At 69.5% G+C, this 16,204-nt stretch carries 13 protein-coding genes; 3 read left to right on the plus strand and 10 right to left on the minus strand.

Annotated features, from left to right (window positions below; translation table 11 throughout):
- Positions 1-190 precede the first annotated feature (190 nt).
- The 3 genes from ACFPZ3_RS40920 to ACFPZ3_RS40930 form a co-directional block, all read right to left on the minus strand.
- A complete protein-coding gene (locus ACFPZ3_RS40920) occupies positions 191-2,173 on the minus strand; it encodes a VanW family protein (protein ID WP_379519740.1) in 1,983 nt (660 codons plus the stop codon).
- 92 nt (positions 2,174-2,265) lie between these two features.
- Complete coding sequence (locus ACFPZ3_RS40925) at positions 2,266-2,922, minus strand: response regulator (RefSeq protein ID WP_379519830.1); 657 nt, start codon at positions 2,920-2,922, stop codon at positions 2,266-2,268.
- Positions 2,922-4,508 (minus strand): sensor histidine kinase, encoded by a 1,587-nt coding sequence (locus ACFPZ3_RS40930; protein WP_379519741.1) that lies wholly within the window; start codon positions 4,506-4,508, stop codon positions 2,922-2,924. Before ACFPZ3_RS40930 ends, ACFPZ3_RS40925 begins: the two co-directional genes overlap by 1 nt.
- 130 nt (positions 4,509-4,638) lie before the next feature.
- Here ACFPZ3_RS40930 and ACFPZ3_RS40935 point away from each other — a divergent pair, with 130 nt between their 5' ends.
- Genes ACFPZ3_RS40935 through ACFPZ3_RS40945 form a run of 3 tightly spaced genes read left to right on the plus strand, consistent with a single transcriptional unit; the run spans position 4,639 to position 7,608 of the window.
- The gene (locus ACFPZ3_RS40935) at positions 4,639-5,610 is read left to right on the plus strand and encodes a tripartite tricarboxylate transporter substrate binding protein (RefSeq protein WP_379519742.1); all 972 of its coding nucleotides are present in this window, start codon (positions 4,639-4,641) and stop codon (positions 5,608-5,610) included.
- Positions 5,610-6,101 (plus strand): tripartite tricarboxylate transporter TctB family protein, encoded by a 492-nt coding sequence (locus tag ACFPZ3_RS40940; protein ID WP_379519743.1) that lies wholly within the window; start codon positions 5,610-5,612, stop codon positions 6,099-6,101. Before ACFPZ3_RS40935 ends, ACFPZ3_RS40940 begins: the two co-directional genes overlap by 1 nt.
- A gap of 1 nt (position 6,102) precedes the next feature.
- A complete protein-coding gene (locus ACFPZ3_RS40945; RefSeq protein ID WP_379519744.1) occupies positions 6,103-7,608 on the plus strand; it encodes a tripartite tricarboxylate transporter permease in 1,506 nt (501 codons plus the stop codon).
- 159 nt (positions 7,609-7,767) lie between these two features.
- Here the strand turns inward: ACFPZ3_RS40945 and gatB are convergent, their stop codons facing one another.
- From gatB to ACFPZ3_RS40980, 7 genes are all read right to left on the minus strand, one after another.
- Positions 7,768-9,273, minus strand: a complete 1,506-nt coding sequence (gene gatB / locus ACFPZ3_RS40950) for an Asp-tRNA(Asn)/Glu-tRNA(Gln) amidotransferase subunit GatB (RefSeq protein ID WP_379519745.1) — start codon at positions 9,271-9,273, stop codon at positions 7,768-7,770.
- A 49-nt stretch (positions 9,274-9,322) separates the two neighbouring features.
- A complete protein-coding gene (locus ACFPZ3_RS40955) occupies positions 9,323-9,481 on the minus strand; it encodes a hypothetical protein (protein WP_379519746.1) in 159 nt (52 codons plus the stop codon).
- Positions 9,482-9,620: 139 nt separating this feature from the next.
- Entirely contained in the window at positions 9,621-10,730 is a 1,110-nt protein-coding gene (locus ACFPZ3_RS40960; protein WP_379519747.1) for an AAA family ATPase, read from the minus strand.
- On the minus strand, positions 10,691-12,181 hold the full coding sequence (gene gatA / locus ACFPZ3_RS40965) for an Asp-tRNA(Asn)/Glu-tRNA(Gln) amidotransferase subunit GatA (RefSeq protein WP_379519748.1): 1,491 nt from the start codon (positions 12,179-12,181) through the stop codon (positions 10,691-10,693). The genes ACFPZ3_RS40960 and gatA overlap by 40 nt, the downstream gene beginning before the upstream one ends.
- Positions 12,178-12,477, minus strand: coding sequence for an Asp-tRNA(Asn)/Glu-tRNA(Gln) amidotransferase subunit GatC (gene gatC / locus ACFPZ3_RS40970; protein WP_379519749.1), 300 nt, complete (start codon positions 12,475-12,477; stop codon positions 12,178-12,180). The genes gatA and gatC overlap by 4 nt, the downstream gene beginning before the upstream one ends.
- A gap of 98 nt (positions 12,478-12,575) precedes the next feature.
- On the minus strand, positions 12,576-14,015 hold the full coding sequence (locus ACFPZ3_RS40975; protein WP_379519750.1) for an AAA family ATPase: 1,440 nt from the start codon (positions 14,013-14,015) through the stop codon (positions 12,576-12,578).
- A gap of 84 nt (positions 14,016-14,099) precedes the next feature.
- Positions 14,100-16,163 (minus strand): putative bifunctional diguanylate cyclase/phosphodiesterase, encoded by a 2,064-nt coding sequence (locus ACFPZ3_RS40980; protein WP_379519751.1) that lies wholly within the window; start codon positions 16,161-16,163, stop codon positions 14,100-14,102.
- Between the last annotated feature and the right edge of the window lie 41 nt (positions 16,164-16,204).

Genomic DNA, 16,204 nt, shown 5'->3' on the forward strand with positions numbered 1-16,204 from the left:
TAGGCGCATTTGGGACCATGTCCGGAACTGGCCGGGCGCCTCACGGGCCGAGTCGCGATGCGGCGGTCGTCCCGGCGCCCGCGGTCCCACCGCGCCCCTGAAGGACCTCGATCGCCACCTCGCCGCAACCGGCTGAGGTGGCAGCCTCAGGAGGACCTCAGCCACCCGGGCTGAGGTCCTGGGAAAGGGGTCAGCCGGCCGTGCAGGTCGTCTGGGTTTGGGGGCGGTACTTGGTGGTCAGCTTCTCGTCCTTCTTGACCACGTCGCCGTCCTGGTGGAACACCCGGGTCACATCGATCGTGAACCCCTGCTCCCCCACCGTAGGCAGGCACCCGGGCGCGGAACTGCTGACCCTCCGGAACGGTGTGAAGCTGCGCCGCTCCGACTCCACGGCCTCCACCTCGTCGTACCGCTTCTTCCCCCACAACGTGACGGTGACGGACGTACCGGTGAAGGCGGTCTTGATGAGCACCCCGTTGTCGGAGTCGTTGCGCCACTTCAGGTCCAGGTCCGGATACAGCAGCGCCACGTCCCGCCCGGCGGGATAACGCGGCGCGTAGTAGTCCATGGGCTGGTGCTCGACGTCATCGAACCCGGAGAAGAAGGCCGCGTTGTACATGGTGGTGGCGAACTGCGAGGTCCCGCCGCCGATGATGTTGACCATGCGCCCGCCGACGATCTGCCCGGCCTCCACGTACCCGTTCTCGACGGTCCGCTCTCCGACGGCGTCGTTGAGCGAGAACGTCTCCCCCGCCTTCACCACACGCCCGTCGACGTCCTGCGCCATCCGCTGGATGTTCGTCACCCGGGTCTGGCAGCAGTCGAACGTCGTCGTGAACGTGCCGACGATCTGCTCGATGCCGAGCCCCTGGATCTGCGAGGTCTCGACGGCGGGTGCGACGGTGCCGAGCCGTACGGGGATGGTCCGGCTCCCGCCTTCGGCGAACACCTTCTCCGCGTCCCTGGCCAGAAGCTTGTCGTTGACGCCCCGCCCGGTGCGCGCGGGCACCAGGACCGGCTTGCCATCGACGATCTGGTACGTGGCGTCGCGCGGCTGCTGCGCGGCGTCGACCAGGCTGCTCTCCACACCGGTCAGCACCGCCTTGGCGTCGAACGCGGGTGCGAGCGAGCCGTCGCCGTCGGAGTTGAACGTCAGGTGCGCGGCGATCGTGGCCGGAGGGATCTGCGCCTGCTTGTCACCGAGGGTCAGCGTCAGGGGCGCGGCCACGGCGGCCTTCGCCTTGACGAGCGCGGCCGCGACGCCCTCGGGCGTGGTGACGGACTTGTCCGGCCTGAGGGTGAGGACGACCGAGCCGCCCCCGCTCAGGAAGGTGTCGCTGATCCTGCTTACGGCGTCCTCCCGGTCGAGCAGCACGCCGTCCTCGGGCTGGCGGGCCTTGGGCAGCAGCCCGGTGAAGAACACCCGCCCCTCGTGGGCCTGCTTGTCGACGGACTTCGCCAGGCCTTCGACGGTCCTGGTGAGCTGGGCGGAGTCGACGGCGATCTTCGGATTGAGGTCGGTCGTGCCGGTCAGGCCACGCCACACCTCCTCGGGGCTGGGGAACCCGCTGGGCGCCTGCCCGATCGTCCCGACCACGTCGAGTTCGAGCCCGGCCTCGTCGGCCTGGACGGTCTCCTTCTTGCCGCCGATGTCGGCGATCACGGGCTTGCTGAGCTTGGTGGCCAGTTCCGTACGCAACTTGTCGGCCGCCTGAGTCACCGTCAGCCCGCCGATGTCGACCCCGGCCACATGGGTGCCTCGTAAGACCGATCCGGACATGAGAACAGCCGGGACCACGTACGCCAGCGCCGCCAGCACCACCAGAAACGCGACCAGCCCGGGCAGCACCCGGCGACGCCGGGGCGGCTCGGGCTCGTAGGGGGAAGGGCCCTCGGATGGGGCGAACGCCGGGGCCGCGCCCTTTTCGGCCATCGGCCAGGGTTGGGCGGGCGGGGCCACCGGTGGCAACCCGCCCTTCCCCGAGGGACCGCCCTGGGCGCTGCTCGGGCCTTGGGCCTGCCGGGTCTCCTGACGTTCCGGCGGGCCGAAGATGTCCCGGGAGACTCCCGGGGGCAGTCCTTCGATCCGCGGTTTCTTGGAGACACCCGACGTGGGCAGCGGCACCGAGGCGAACGGGTCGGTCGGTGATTCGATCGGTCCGGCGTTACGCACGCCTCAATCTCCTCCCGGTCCGCAGCCAAGTCTCAGGCAACAGTAAGGCACGGGGGTCCGCCTATGTCACGGGAAATGGCTACGGAAGTGTGTCAACCTAGCCACCGGTAGCGATGTTCCGGTCGACCGGCCGTGCCGTAACGCGGCCGGAACTCGGCCTGCCCCACCGCGCACAGGTGCTCCAGATAGCGGCGGGCGCTGACCCGTGACAGGCCTGTGAGCTCGGCAGCCTCGGCGGCTGACAGGTCGCGGCCCGCCTCCCGCAGGGTATCGGCGACCAGGGCGCACGTGGCAGCGGACAACCCTTTCGGCATGGGGGCGGAGCTGGTGACGATGCCGAAGAGCCGGTCCACGTCGCCCTGGCGGGCCTCGGCGCCGATGGCGGTCAGGCGCTTGCGGGTGTCGGCGTACTGCTGGAGGCGTTCGGCCAGGGCGGCGGCGGTGAACGGCTTGATGAGGTAGTTGACCGCGCCGCCGCGCATGGCCTCCCTGACGGTGGGCACGTCGCGGGCGGCGCTGATCATGAGAACGTCCACGTCGTGGAGCGCCTTGAGGACGTCCAGGCCGGACATGTCGGGCAGGTAGATGTCGAGCAGCACGAGATCGGGCCGCAACTCCTCGACCGTGGCGAGCGCGTCGGCGCCGTTGTGCGCGACGGAGACGACCTTGAAGCCGGGTACGCGGGCCACGTACCCGCTGTGGATGCGAGCCACCATGAAGTCGTCGTCGACCACGAGCACACGAATCATCATGAACCGCTCCGGACCGGGAGCAGGGCCGTGAAGACCGCGCCGCCGGCGTTCCGTACGCGGACCCACCCGCCCCTGCGCAGGCACACCTGCCTGGTCAGCGCCAGCCCCAGCCCGCGCGGCCCCGAGTGGGCGGCCTTGGTGGTGAAGCCCTCCCTGAAGACCTCCTCCACCAGGCCGGGCGCGATGCCGGGGCCCGAGTCGCCGACCCGCACGCGCAGGCCGCCGTCGTCGGCCTGAACCGACACCTCGATCGTGCCCTCGGCCCCGTCGAGCGCGTCGATGGCGTTGGCGACCAGGTTGCCGACCACCAGGACCGCGTCCCGTGGGTCGCCGAGCAGGCCGTCGGGCACCGAGGAGTCCTCCGACAACACGAGCGTGGCCCCGCGTTCCGCCGCCTCGGCGGACTTGGCCATCAGGAGGGCGGCGAGGGTGGGGTCCTGGACGCGTTCGCGCAGGTCGGAGGCGTAGGCGGCGCCGGTGGTGCGGGTGATGAAGGTGACGGCGGCCTCGTTCTCGCCGAGTTCCAGCAGGCCGACGACGGTGTGCATGCGGTTGGCGAACTCGTGCGCCTGGGCCCGTAGCGCCTCGGTGGCGCTGCTGGTGTCGTCGAGCTCGCGGGCCAGCCTGACCAGCTCGGTACGGTCCCGCAGGGTGACCACCCAGCCGCGATGCCGCCCGCGTACCCAGACGGGGGTGCGGTTGAGCACCAGCACCCGCTCGCCGTGCAGCACGACGCGGTCGTCGCCGGGGTCGGCGCCGCTGAGCACGTCGCGCATGCGCTCGGAGACCGGCATCTGCGTCAGATCCTCTCCCGTGGTGAGGACGGTGTCGCCCAGGAGGTCGCGGGCGGCGTCGTTGACCAGCGTGACCCGGCCGGCCAGGTCGAGCGCGAGCACGCCCTCCTTGACGCCGTGCAGCACGCCTTCGCGCTGCTCCAGCAGGGCGGCGATCTCGCGGGGCTCCAGGCCGAAGGTCTGCTTGCGTACCCGCGCGGTGATCAGCGCGGCCAGCGCGAGACCGGCCAGCAGCACGGCCAGGGCCGTCCAGATCAGCGGCGGGAGGGCGCGCGAGAGCTGGCCGGTGACCGTGGTCTCCAGCACGCCGACGGAGACGAGGCCGATGACGGCGCCGTACTCGTCGCGGATGGGCGTCTTGCCCCTGACCGTGGTGCCGATCGTGCCGGTCTCCGTGCCGACCCAGCTCCTGCCCGTACGCAGGACGGGGGTGCCGTCGGTGGACAGCCGTTTGCCGATCAGCGCGGTGTTGGGGTGGGCGTAGCGCTTCTGGTCGGTGTTGGCGATCACCACGTAGTCGGCGCCCGTCTCCTGCTGGACGCTCATGGCCAGCGGTTGCAGCACGGTCTCCGGATGTTGCAGCTTGAATGCCTCGCGTACCTGGGGAAGCCCCGCCACGGACTGGGCGATCGCCAGCGCCCGCTGCTGGTGCAGCGAATCGAGCTGGTCGCGCGTGTGCTCGGCCCACACGCCTCCCGTACCTCCGACGGCGAGCAGCACGACCACCATTTGCAGCACGAACAGCTGGGTCCCGAGGGAGGCGTCACGAACCCGTCTCACCCTGCACATGGAAACAAATGGAGGTCACGTCCTGGTCGCGACCAATACGACCACTATGACGGCAACCGCGCAAAGCCTCGACGCGCCACGAAAGGGACTTCACCATGCCAGTTCAACGAAGGTGAAACTTGGAGTGATCATGCGCTTGCGCGTATTCGCCGCCCTCGCGGCACTCTCTCTCGGCGCGCTGACGGCCTGCGGCGAGTCGGGCACCACCACCGCCGCCGGTTCGTCCCTGCGGATCATGGCTCCTGCCGCGCCCGGCGGCGGCTGGGACCAGACCTCCCGTACGGCGGAGCAGGCGTTCAAGACGGCCGACCCGAAGCGCAAGGTCGAGGTGTTCAACGTGCCGGGCGCCGGCGGCACGATCGGCCTGGCGCAGCTCGCCGGCGAGAAGGGCAACGGCAACCTGCTGATGACCATGGGCCTGGTCATGGTGGGCGCCATCGAGCAGAACAAGTCGAAGGTCACGCTGTCCGAGACCACGCCCATCGCCAAACTGACCGAGGAGTACGAGATCGTCGTGGTCCCGGCCGCCTCCCCGTACAAGACGCTGGCCGACCTGGTGGCGGCCTGGAAGGCCGACCCGGCGAAGGTGTCCATCTCGGGCGGCTCGGCGGGCGGCACCGACCACATCGTGGCCGGGCTGATGGCCAAGGCCGCCGGTGTGGATCCCAAGCAGGTCAACTACATCGCCCACTCCGGCGGCGGCGAGGCGCTGAACGAGCTGCTCGGCAACAAGGTCAGCGCGGGCATCTCGGGTGTGGCGGAGTTCGCGGAGCACGTGAAGTCGGGCAAGTTGCGCGCTCTGGCCGTGTCCTCGGGCCAGCGGCTGCCGGACCTGGACGCGCCCACGATCAAGGAGGCCGGGCTGGAGGTGGAGCTGGCCAACTGGCGCGGCTTCGTCGCCCCCGCCGGGCTGTCCGAGGCCGACAAGAAGGCCCTGACCGACCTGGTCACCAAGATGCACGACGCGCAGCCGTGGAAGGACGCGGTGGCCAAGAACGGCTGGATCGACTCCTTCCAGACCGGCCAGCAGTTCACCGACTTCCTGAGCTCCGAGCAGACCCGCGTCAAGGGCATCATCGCCGAGATGGGGCTCGTCTCCTGATGAATCCCCGCCTGCGGCCCGAGCTCGGGCTGGCGGTCATCGTGCTGGTGCTGGGGGTGCTCGTCGTGGTCGGGACGCTGGACGTCTCCGCGGCGGCCTCCCAGATCGGCCTCGGGCCGCGTTTCTTCCCCATGCTGGTGGGCGGCGCCATGGTGCTCATCGGGTTGTTCTACGTGGCCGACGTCCTGCGCGGCGGGCACGGCGACCCCGAGGAGAGCGAGGACGTCGACACCGCCGCCCCCGCGGACTGGCGCAGCGTCGGCCTGGTCAGCGGCATCTTCCTGGCCTTCGCGGCGCTCCTGAACGTCCTGGGCTGGATCATCGGCGCGAGCCTGCTGTTCTTCGGCCTGTCGGTGGCACTCGGGGCCGAGCACAAGCCGCGCGCGGCGGGGATCTCGGTCGTGATGGGGGTGGCGACGTACCTGCTGTTCGTCAAGGGCCTGGGCGTGGCGCTGCCGGGCGGGCCGCTCTCCCTGGTGGGGCTGATCTGAGATGACCTCGTTCCAGCTCCTGCTCGACGGCTTCGCCGCCGCCCTCACCCCCGTCAACCTCCTGTACGCCCTCATCGGCGTCACCCTCGGCACCCTCGTCGGCGTCCTGCCCGGCATCGGGCCCGCGATGACCGTGGCGCTGCTGCTGCCGATCACGTTCACGGTGCCGCCGGCCAGCGCGTTCATCATGTTCGCCGGGATCTACTACGGCGGCATGTACGGCGGCTCGACCACCTCCATCCTGCTCAACACGCCGGGCGAGTCGGCCTCGATGATCACGGCGCTGGAGGGCAACAAGATGGCCAGGCGGGGCCGGGCCGCCCAGGCGCTGGCCACGGCGGCCATCGGCTCGTTCGTGGCCGGCACCATTGCCACCGCGCTCCTGGTCGTGGCCGCGCCCGCGGTGGTCAGCTTCGCGATCGCCTTCGGCCCCGAGGACTACTTCGCCCTCGCCGTCCTCGCCTTCACGGCCGTCTCCTCGGTCCTGTCCCGCTCGGTCGTGCGCGGCCTGGCCTCGCTCGGCCTCGGCCTGGCGATCGGCCTGATCGGCATCGACCAGCAGACCGGCCAGGCCCGCCTCACGCTGGGCATCCCGCAGTTGCTCGACGGCATCGACGTGGTGATCGTCGCGGTCGGCCTGTTCGCGGTCGGCGAGGCCCTGTACGTCGCCTCCCGCCTGCGCCACGCCACCCCCGAAGTGGTGCCGGTCGGCCGGGCGTGGATGGGCCGTACGGACTGGCGGCGCTCCTGGCTCCCCTGGTTGCGCGGCACCGCCCTGGGCTTCCCCTTCGGCGCGCTGCCGGGCGGCGGGGCCGAGATCCCCACCTTCCTGTCGTACGCGGCCGAGAAACGCCTTGCCCGCGGCGTGGCGCGCGAGGAGTTCGGCAAGGGCGCCATCGAGGGCGTCGCGGGCCCGGAGGCGGCCAACAACGCCTCGGCGGCCGGCACCCTGGTCCCGCTGCTCACGCTGGGCCTGCCCACCTCCGCCACGGCCGCGATCCTGCTGGCCGCCTTCCAGCAGTACGGCCTGCAGCCGGGGCCCCAGCTCTTCGACCACAACCCGGCGCTGGTGTGGGGCATGATCGCCTCGTTGTTCATCGGCAACCTGATGCTGCTGGTCCTCAACCTGCCGCTGGCCCCCCTCTGGGCCCGCGTCCTGCGCATCCCCCGCCCGTACCTCTACGCCGGGATCGTCCTGTTCGCCGCCCTCGGCGTCTACGCGCTGAACGGCACGGTGGTGGACCTGTTCGTCCTGTACGTGCTCGGCCTGCTCGGCTACGCCATGCGGCGCTTCGGCCTGCCCGTCGCGCCCGCGGTGATCGGCATGATCCTGGGCCCGATGGCGGAGATCCAGCTCCGGCGGGCGCTGGCCATCGGGGCGGGTGACGTGAGCGTGCTCGTACGCAGCCCGATCGCCGCCGTCCTGCTGGCCCTGGCCGCGCTCGCCCTCCTCGCACCCCTGCTCAGGAAGCGCACGGCGACCCGCCGCGAAAAGACCGCGCCCTGAGCGACCGCAGCCGCTTGGACCCCGTCGATTCACCTGAGTCGACCGGAGCCGTTCGGGCCCCGTCGATCCGCCTGGAGCGACCGGAGCCGCTTGGACCCCGTCGATTCACCTGAGTCGACGGGGCCACCGAATCCCCGCAAGGCCGCCGGGGAAATCGTGTTACTCCTGAACGCCGAGCTTCTCCAGGATGAGCTGCCGCGCCCTGGCCGCGTCCGCCTTGCCCTTGCTGGCCCGCATGACCCCGCCGACCAGCGCACCCGCGGCGGCGACCTTCCCTGAGCGCACCTTCTCCGCGGCGTCGGCGTTGTCGGCCAGCACCTGGTCGATGATCGCCGACAGCTCGCCCTCGTCGTTGACGATCCGCAGGCCGCGCCGCTCGACCACCTCGTCGGGCGTGCCCTCACCGGCCAGCACGCCTTCGAGCACCTCGCGCGCCAGCTTGTCGTTGAGCGCGCCGGAGGCGACCAGCTCGGCCACCTTGGCGATCTGCTCGGGGGTGATGGGCAGGTCGGCCAGCGGAGTGCCGGTCTCGTTGGACCGCCGCGCCAGCTCACCCATCCACCACTTACGCGCGTCCGCCGCCGGGGCGCCGGCCGCGACCGTGGCCTCGACCAGGCCGATGGCGTCGGCGTTGTGCATGGCCTGCATGTCGAGGTCGGACAGCCCCCACTCGGCCTGCAGCCGCTTGCGCCTGACCGACGGCAGCTCGGGCAGGCCAGCCTTCAGCTCGGCCACCCATGCCGTGTCGGGCGCGATCGGCACCAGGTCGGGCTCGGGGAAGTAGCGGTAGTCCTGTGCCTCCTCCTTGGAGCGCCCGGACGTGGTGGTGCCGCTGTCCTCGTGGAAGTGCCGGGTCTCCTGAAAGATCTTCCCGCCCGCGGCGAGCACCGCCGCCTGCCGCTCGATCTCGCTCCGCACGGACCGCTCAACGCTGCGCAGCGAGTTGACGTTCTTGGTCTCCGTACGGGTGCCCCACTCGGACGAGCCCCGCGGCATCAGCGAGACGTTGACGTCACACCGCAGCGAGCCCTCCTCCATGCGCACGTCGGAGACGCCCAGGGACCGCATGGTCTCGCGCAGCTCGGTGACATACGCCTTGGCCACCTCGGGCGCCATCCGGTCGGTGCCGGGAATGGGCTTGGTCACGATCTCGACCAGCGGGATGCCCGCGCGGTTGTAGTCCACGATCGAGTAGTCGGCCCCCTGGATGCGCCCGGTGGCACCGCCCACGTGCGTGGACTTGCCGGTGTCCTCCTCCAGGTGCACCCGCTCGATCTCGATCCGCACGGTCTTCCCCTCGACCTCGACGTCAAGGTAACCGTCGAAGCAGAGCGGCTCGTCGTACTGGGAGATCTGGTAGTTCTTCGGCATGTCCGGATAGAAGTAGTTCTTCCGGGCAAAGCGGCACCACTCGGCGATCGAGCAGTTCAGCGCCAGCCCGATGCGAATCGTCGACTCGATGGCCGCGGTGTTGGCCACCGGCAACGCCCCGGGGAACGCCAGACAGGTCGGGCAGACCTGCGTGTTGGGCGGGGCGCCGAAGGTCGTCTTGCAGCCGCAGAACATCTTCGACTTGGTGCCCAGCTCGACATGCGTCTCCAGGCCGAGCACCGGCTCGAACCGGTCGAGCGCTTCGTCGTACGGCATGAGCGTACCGGCAGTCATGGTGAGGTCCTTAGTTCAGATCGTTGCGTTCAAGCTATCGCTTCGGCGCTCAGAGAAAGCCATGGTTCCTCAGCGCCTTGGAGGTCGCGTTCAGCCATTCGGTGTAGGCGGGTAGTTGTTCCAGCACGGACAGGTTCACGTGATCACCCGCAAAGGCGAAGTGCTCCGCGACCTTCCGATGGGACACGCCGGCCAGCACCGCCGGCACGAGCCGTACTGGACGGATTGCACGTCCACAGGACGTGGCGCGAGATCCGTCAACGCGCGCAGTTGGCGTCCGATGATGGGCCCCAGAAAGAGTTCGTCGGTGTCACCCTCGCTGACGAGGCCGGGAACAAGCGGGCGGCTCATGGCGCCCGCCCTACCGTGCTGAGGTAGTTGCGCACCTGTCGCGGGGAGACGAATGTGCCCGGTTCCCCTGCCGGGCGCACCGGCTTGGGGATGGTCACCCTTGATCGCGGGTTCCCGCCACCGGTCCGCCAGACGGAGTCCAGGAAGACCAGAGCGTCGGGAGCGGTCGCATACAAGGTCGAGACCGCGACCGGCGAGTGGGTCGTGAGTATCACCTGCCGCCAGGAATCTTCCTTCACGCCGACCCGCTGCACCACTCGTTCCAGCAGTTCGCCAAGCCTGCTGGGATGGAGGCCGTTCTCGATCTCCTCCACCATCAGCAGGCCGGAAGAGCTCTGATCGTAGAGGGCAGCCAGCAGTGCGAGCACTCGCAGCGTGCCGTCGGAGGCGAGCCTGCACGGGACCGGCTCATGGTCGATCAGCAGATCGAACGACCATTCCTCCGACCGCTCGTCGAACAACGGCCGGACACCGGTCACATCGGGCACCAACGCCGAGAGATCCACCATCAGGTCGTCCAACTCTCCGGTGTCCGCCATCCGGCCGAGCACGCCCGCCAGGTTCGCGGCGTCCTCCGCGAGGGGCCGTCGGTCGAGTCTGCTGACGGGCTGCCTCATGACGGCGGGGTCGGGCATGTGGAAGTGCCAGGACGACACTTCCCGCCTCCACAAGCGGCCCGCGTCCACGCGGTCTACGTGCCAGTCACCCAGTTCGCGATCGGCCTCGACTTCAGCCGTCATCTCCTCATGACCGTTCCGTGCGGCCACCCGAATCGTGAACTCGTTCACGGGCGTACTCCCCGCCGGCTTGTGAAACAGCTCCTGAGGCTTGCCCCGGCGCGCGTTCAACAGCGGGTCGTGCCGCAGCGGATCGTGCGACGTCGCGCCGCCGTCCGACAGAATTGCCCCCCGAACGAACGCCAGCGCGTCCAGCAAGTTGGACTTTCCGCTTGAATTGGGCCCGACCAGGGCAAGGAACGGCGGCACGTCGAGTTCGAAGTCCAGGAAGGACTTGAACCCGTCGATCTCGATCCGTGTGAGCACGCCGCCGTCCCCCTTCCCGAGTCCTACAGCTCTGGCGCCCTGGACAGCAGTCCGCCGCCCCACCGGCTCTCCAGGGCCTGCTCCACGGCGGCCCCCACCCGGTAGCAGCGGTCGTCGCCCAGCACCGGCGCCATGATCTGCAGGCCGACCGGCAGGTCGTCCTCGTCGGCCAGGCCGACCGGGACCGAGATGGCCGCGTTGCCCGCCAGGTTGGACGGGATGGTGCACAGGTCGGCGAGGTACATCGCCATGGGGTCGTCGGCGCGCTCGCCGATCGAGAACGCCGTGGTCGGCGTGGTCGGCGAGACCAGCACGTCCACCTGCTGGTAGGCGGCTTCGAACTCGCGGGAGATGACCGTGCGCACCTTCTGCGCCTGGCCGTAGTAGGCGTCGTAGTAGCCGCTCGACAGCGCGTACGTGCCCAGCATGATGCGCCGCTTGACCTCGGGACCGAAGCCGGCGGCCCTGGTCAGCGCCATGACCTCTTCGGCGCTGCGGGTGCCGTCGTCGCCCACGCGCAGGCCGTAGCGCATGGCGTCGAAGCGCGCCAGGTTGGAGGAGCACTCCGAGGGGGCGATCAGGTAGTAGGCCGGCAGCGCGGTCGTGAACGACGGGCAGGAGACCTCGACGACCTTGGCCCCGAGCGACTCCAGGAGCTGGACGGCCTCGTGGTAGCGGGCCAGGACGCCCGCCTGGTAGCCCTCGCCGGCGAACTCCTTGACGACGCCGATCCGCATGCCGGAGATGTCGGGGTTCTTAGCGGCCTCGACCACCGACGGCACGGGCGCGTCGATGGAGGTGGAGTCCATCGGGTCGTAGCCGGAGAACGCCTCGTGCAGCAGCGCCGCGTCGAGCACGTTACGCGCGAACGGCCCCGGCGTGTCCAGCGAGCTGGCGAACGCGATCAGGCCGTAGCGGGACGAGCCACCGTATGTCGGCTTCATGCCCACGATTCCGGTCACCGAGGCGGGCTGCCGGATCGAGCCACCGGTGTCGGTGCCCGTGGACAGCGGCGCCTCGTAGGCGGCCACGGCCGCGCTCGAACCGCCCGACGAACCTCCGGGCACCTTCGTCAGGTCCCAGGGGTTGTGGGTGGAGTGGTAGGCGGAGTTCTCCGTGGAGGAGCCCATGGCGAACTCGTCGAGGTTCGTCTTGCCCAGGATGACCAGCCCGGCCTCGCGCAGGCGCGTGGTGACGGTCGCGTCGTAGGGGGGCCGCCATCCTTCGAGGATCTTGGACGCGGCCGTCGTCGGCATGTCGCGCGTGCTGAAGATGTCCTTGTGCGCGATCGGCACCCCGGCCAGCGGCCCGAGCTGCTCGCCGGCCCTGAGCCTGGCGTCCACGGCCCGCGCCTGATCGAGCGTCGTCTCCCGATCGACGTGCAGGAACGCCTTGACCTTGGGCTCCACCTCGGCCATCCGGTCGAGATGCGCCTCGGCCACCTCGACGGCCGACACCTCGCCACCGGCGATCATCGACCCCAGCTCGGCGGCGGACTTGCGAATCAAACTCATGCCTCCTCCCCGAGGATGCGCGGAACCCGGAAGCGGTCGTCCTCGACGGCCGGAGCTCCGGCCAGCGCCTGCTCAGGCGTCAGGGACTGTCGCACCTCGTCGGCACGGAAGACATTGGTCAGCGGAAGCGCGTGCGACGAAGGCGGCACATCGTCGGCGGCGACCTCGGACACCTTCGCGACCGACTCGATGATCTGATCGAGTTGGGTGGCGTAGTGATCGAGCTCGCCATCGGTGAGCGCCAGCCTGGACAACCGGGCCAGGTGTGCGACCTCGTCGCGGGTTATGGCGGACATGAGTCGTTGAACCCGTTTCGTGGATGGAGTCTTTGGACACTGCCATCCTAGGGGGCTTGACGTAGCAGCCCCGAACGCATTAATCCGCCCCGGGGGTGTCACCCGTAGAGCTCGTCCAGGCCGATCGCCCGCACATCTCGCTCCCCGGACAGTGCGCCGTCGAACCCGGCACCGCCGTAGCAGGCCAGCATGGTGTCCCTGACGTCGTATCCCTTGGCGTCGAGCAGATCCCTGGCCCTCCTGAGCCGCGCCACGTGCCCGGGACCCATGGTCTTGCCCAGCTTCACCTCTCCCAGGGAGAGGATGCGTCGCTGCTCGCCGGGCATCGCAGGCGCGAAGACGACGACGTCGATCTGAATCTGCTCCCGCCGTACGGGGTCCGTCACGATCCCGGAGCCGACCTCGCCGGGCAGGGCGCCGAAGAAGTCCGGTTCGAGCATCACAAACTGGCGGCACATCTCTTCGAAGTGAGGGCCGAGCACTTGGTCGCTGAACCTGCCGCGAGAGTCTTCCCAAACGTTGGCCCCTCTGTTCACCTCCAGCAGCGACCAGCGTGGCCTCATTATCACGTGGTAGAAGGTGACCAACGGCTCGCACACACGGTAGACCGAACGCGACGAACGGAAGACGTCCGGCTCTCGCCGCAGGAGGCAACTGTTCTCCAACACGTTGAGATGGTGACCTATGTCGGCCGCCTTGCGCCCCACATAGGCCGCGATCGCGCCTCGCGTGCCGTTGCCGTGCGCCACTGCGGCCAGAACGGAGTGGTACAGCGCGGAATCACGCACGTCGGCCTCCTCCTCCAAGAGGTAGCGAGCCTCTCTGAACAGAGAACTGCTGGGAGTGAGCACGGTTCGCAGCACCCAGTCGTCGAAGTCATCCGGCCCTTCTGGTGTGTCCTCGTGGACGAACCGGCGGTAGGCAGGGGATCCGCCGACTATGGCGTGAGTCTTGACAGCCAGCCGCCGATCGGTCACTCGCCAATATTCGGCGGCGACGCGGTAGTCGAACGGGCGGACGATGAGCTCCAGCGACGCACGACCACGCAATGGCGCGCTTCCCGCGAGCAGGCGGCCCATGACCGACATCGCCGAACCGCAGAGAATCAGGGACGCCGGAGCGTCCCTGGAGATCGCCCGGTCGATCTCCCTCTGCACGATTGAAGGCAGCGCGGGAGCCCCCTTGCACAGGTAGGGAAACTCGTCGATCACCATGAGATCGCGACGCTCCGCGCTGATGGCGAAGAGACGTCGGATCGCTTCATCCCAGTTGGCGAACCGGAACGAGTGAGGCTCCCCGGCATGATCGGCGAGCGCCGCCGAGAACATGCTCAGCGATTCTGCCTCGGTCGCTTCTGTCGCTCCGAAGTAGAAGCCCCCCAGTTCCTTCGCGAGCGATTCGATCAGCAACGTCTTGCCCTGGCGACGTCGCCCACTGACAACGCCCATCCGTGCGGTGTGGCCCAGGTTCGCGGCGAACTTCGCCAGGGCCTGCCACTCGAAGTCCCTGGCGAAGACCTTCTCTGGCTTTGCGATCAAAGCCGACCTCCGAGGCATAGAAGTACACTTCGTCGAAGTGTACTTCTAAGAAATGGGCTTCCGAACGCGATTCCTAACACAGCGTCAGGCCAGGCCGCTGACCTCGGGCTCGTAGCCGTACTCCACGGCCCCCGCCCGATCCCGCAGCCACTCCGTGGCCTCCTCGGCGGGCAACGGGTGGCCGAAGAGCCAGCCCTGGCCCACGTCGCAGCCCAGCTCCACCAGCCGCATGGCCACCTCGTCCGACTCCACGCCCTCCGCCACAGAGCGGAGCCCGAGCGAGCGGACCAGGTCCACGATGGAGCGGACGATGCGGTAGTCGTCCTCGGACTCGGCGATCCGGCGGACGAAGGAGGCGTCGATCTTGACCTCGGAGACCGCCAGCCGCTGGAGCCGGATGAGCGAGGAGTAGCCGGTGCCGAAGTCGTCGAGGGCCAGGGGGACGCCGAGTGTGGCCAGGGCCTTGATGGTCTCCTGGGTGTAGGCCTGGTCGCCGGTCAGGATGCGTTCTGTGACCTCGAGCTGGATGGCGGCCGGCGGCAGGCCGTAGCGGGCCAGGCCGACCTCTAGCTGCTCGGGCAGGGCCGAGGCGAGCAGGTCGCGGGCGGAGATGTTGACGGAGATCTGCACCCGCATCCCGCTGTGCCACCAGGCGGCGGCCTGCGCCAGGGCCTCCTCGACCACGTACGCGGTGAGCTGCCGCATCAGGTAAGACTGCTCGGCCAGCGGCACGAACTCCGAAGGCGGGATGGACCCGTGCACCGAGTGCCGCCAGCGCAGCAGCGCCTCGACTCCCTGGACGTCGCCGGTGTCCAGCGCGACCTTGGGCTGGTAGTGCAGGCGCAGTTCGCGGTTGTCGATGGCGCGGCGCAGGTCGCCCAGGAGGGTGAGGCGTTCGGGCGAGTTGCGGTCTTTGTCCGCCTGGTAGAGCTCGACGCCGGTACGGCCCTCCTTGGCCAGGTACATGGCCACGTCGGCCCGCTGGAGCAGTAGTTCGAAGTCGGGCGCGTGGTCGGGATAGAGCGCGATCCCGACGGAGGCGTCGAGGTCGAAGGTCATGCCCTCCAGGCGTACCGGCTCGGTCAGCGCCGCCCGCAGCCGGGCCGCGACCTCCCTGGCCGCGTGGGCGTCCCTGATGGAGGGCAGCAGCACCGCGAACTCGTCGCCGCCGAGCCTGGCCACGACGTCGCCGGGCCGTATCGAGTGGGTCAGCCGGTGCGCCACCATCTGCAGCAGCCGGTCGCCCACCGGGTGGCCCATCGTGTCGTTGACCTCCTTGAACCGGTCGAGGTCGAGCAGGAACAGGCCGACCCGCTCCTCCTGGCGCGCCTCGGCCAGCGCCTCCTCGGTGCTGACGATGAGCATCTTGCGGTTCGGCAGGCCGGTCAGCTCGTCGTGCAGGGCCTGGTGGTCGCGGCGCATGGAGAGCGTGGCGGTGAAGTAGACGGCGGCGAGGGGGGCGACGAACAGGGGCACGAGGCCGGGCGAATGGTTCATGACCACCACGACCAGCGGCGCGAGGCCCAGCAGCCCCGTGTAGACGAGGCTCTGCGGCCCGGCGGTGGCCTTCATCACCCGAATGATCGAGCGCCGCTCGTGCAGGGCGACCGCGCCGCTCACGAGGGCGGCCCTGGTGACGAAGTACGCCACCCCGGCCAGCGCTATCGCCAGCAGGTCGCTCCCGCGCGGCACCCAGGGCAGGGCGGGGCTCGGCACGATCCCGAACGTCCCCAGCACCACGGCCGCCGCGGTCAGCGCGAGGGTGGACTGGGCGATGTTGAACATGACCCGATGCCACGACTTGCGCGTGACCACGCCGTTGATGGCCACGGCGACGGCCTGCATCAGCACGGCCACGGGCAGCCCGAAGTGCAGCAGCACGGCGAAGGTGAACATGGTGGACGGGTACGTGCCACCCACGGTGGTCGCGGACGACACCATCACGGGCCGCAGCTCGCCCAGAATGACCAGCACCGCGAGCACCCAGAACAGCGGTCCGCGGGCGAGCTCGACCAGTCCGGCCGCGTCCAGCCTGAGCATGGCCACCACCAGGGCGGTGAAGCCGATCACGGTGATGCCCGCGAGGAACGCCCACAGCGGCGTGCCGACGCGTGGTCCAGTGTCACGGGTGTCGGTTGGGTCAGTCATCGGTAACAGAACCCCCATTAGGTCACTATGGGAGGGTACGA

Source organism: Nonomuraea insulae, assembly GCF_042656245.1.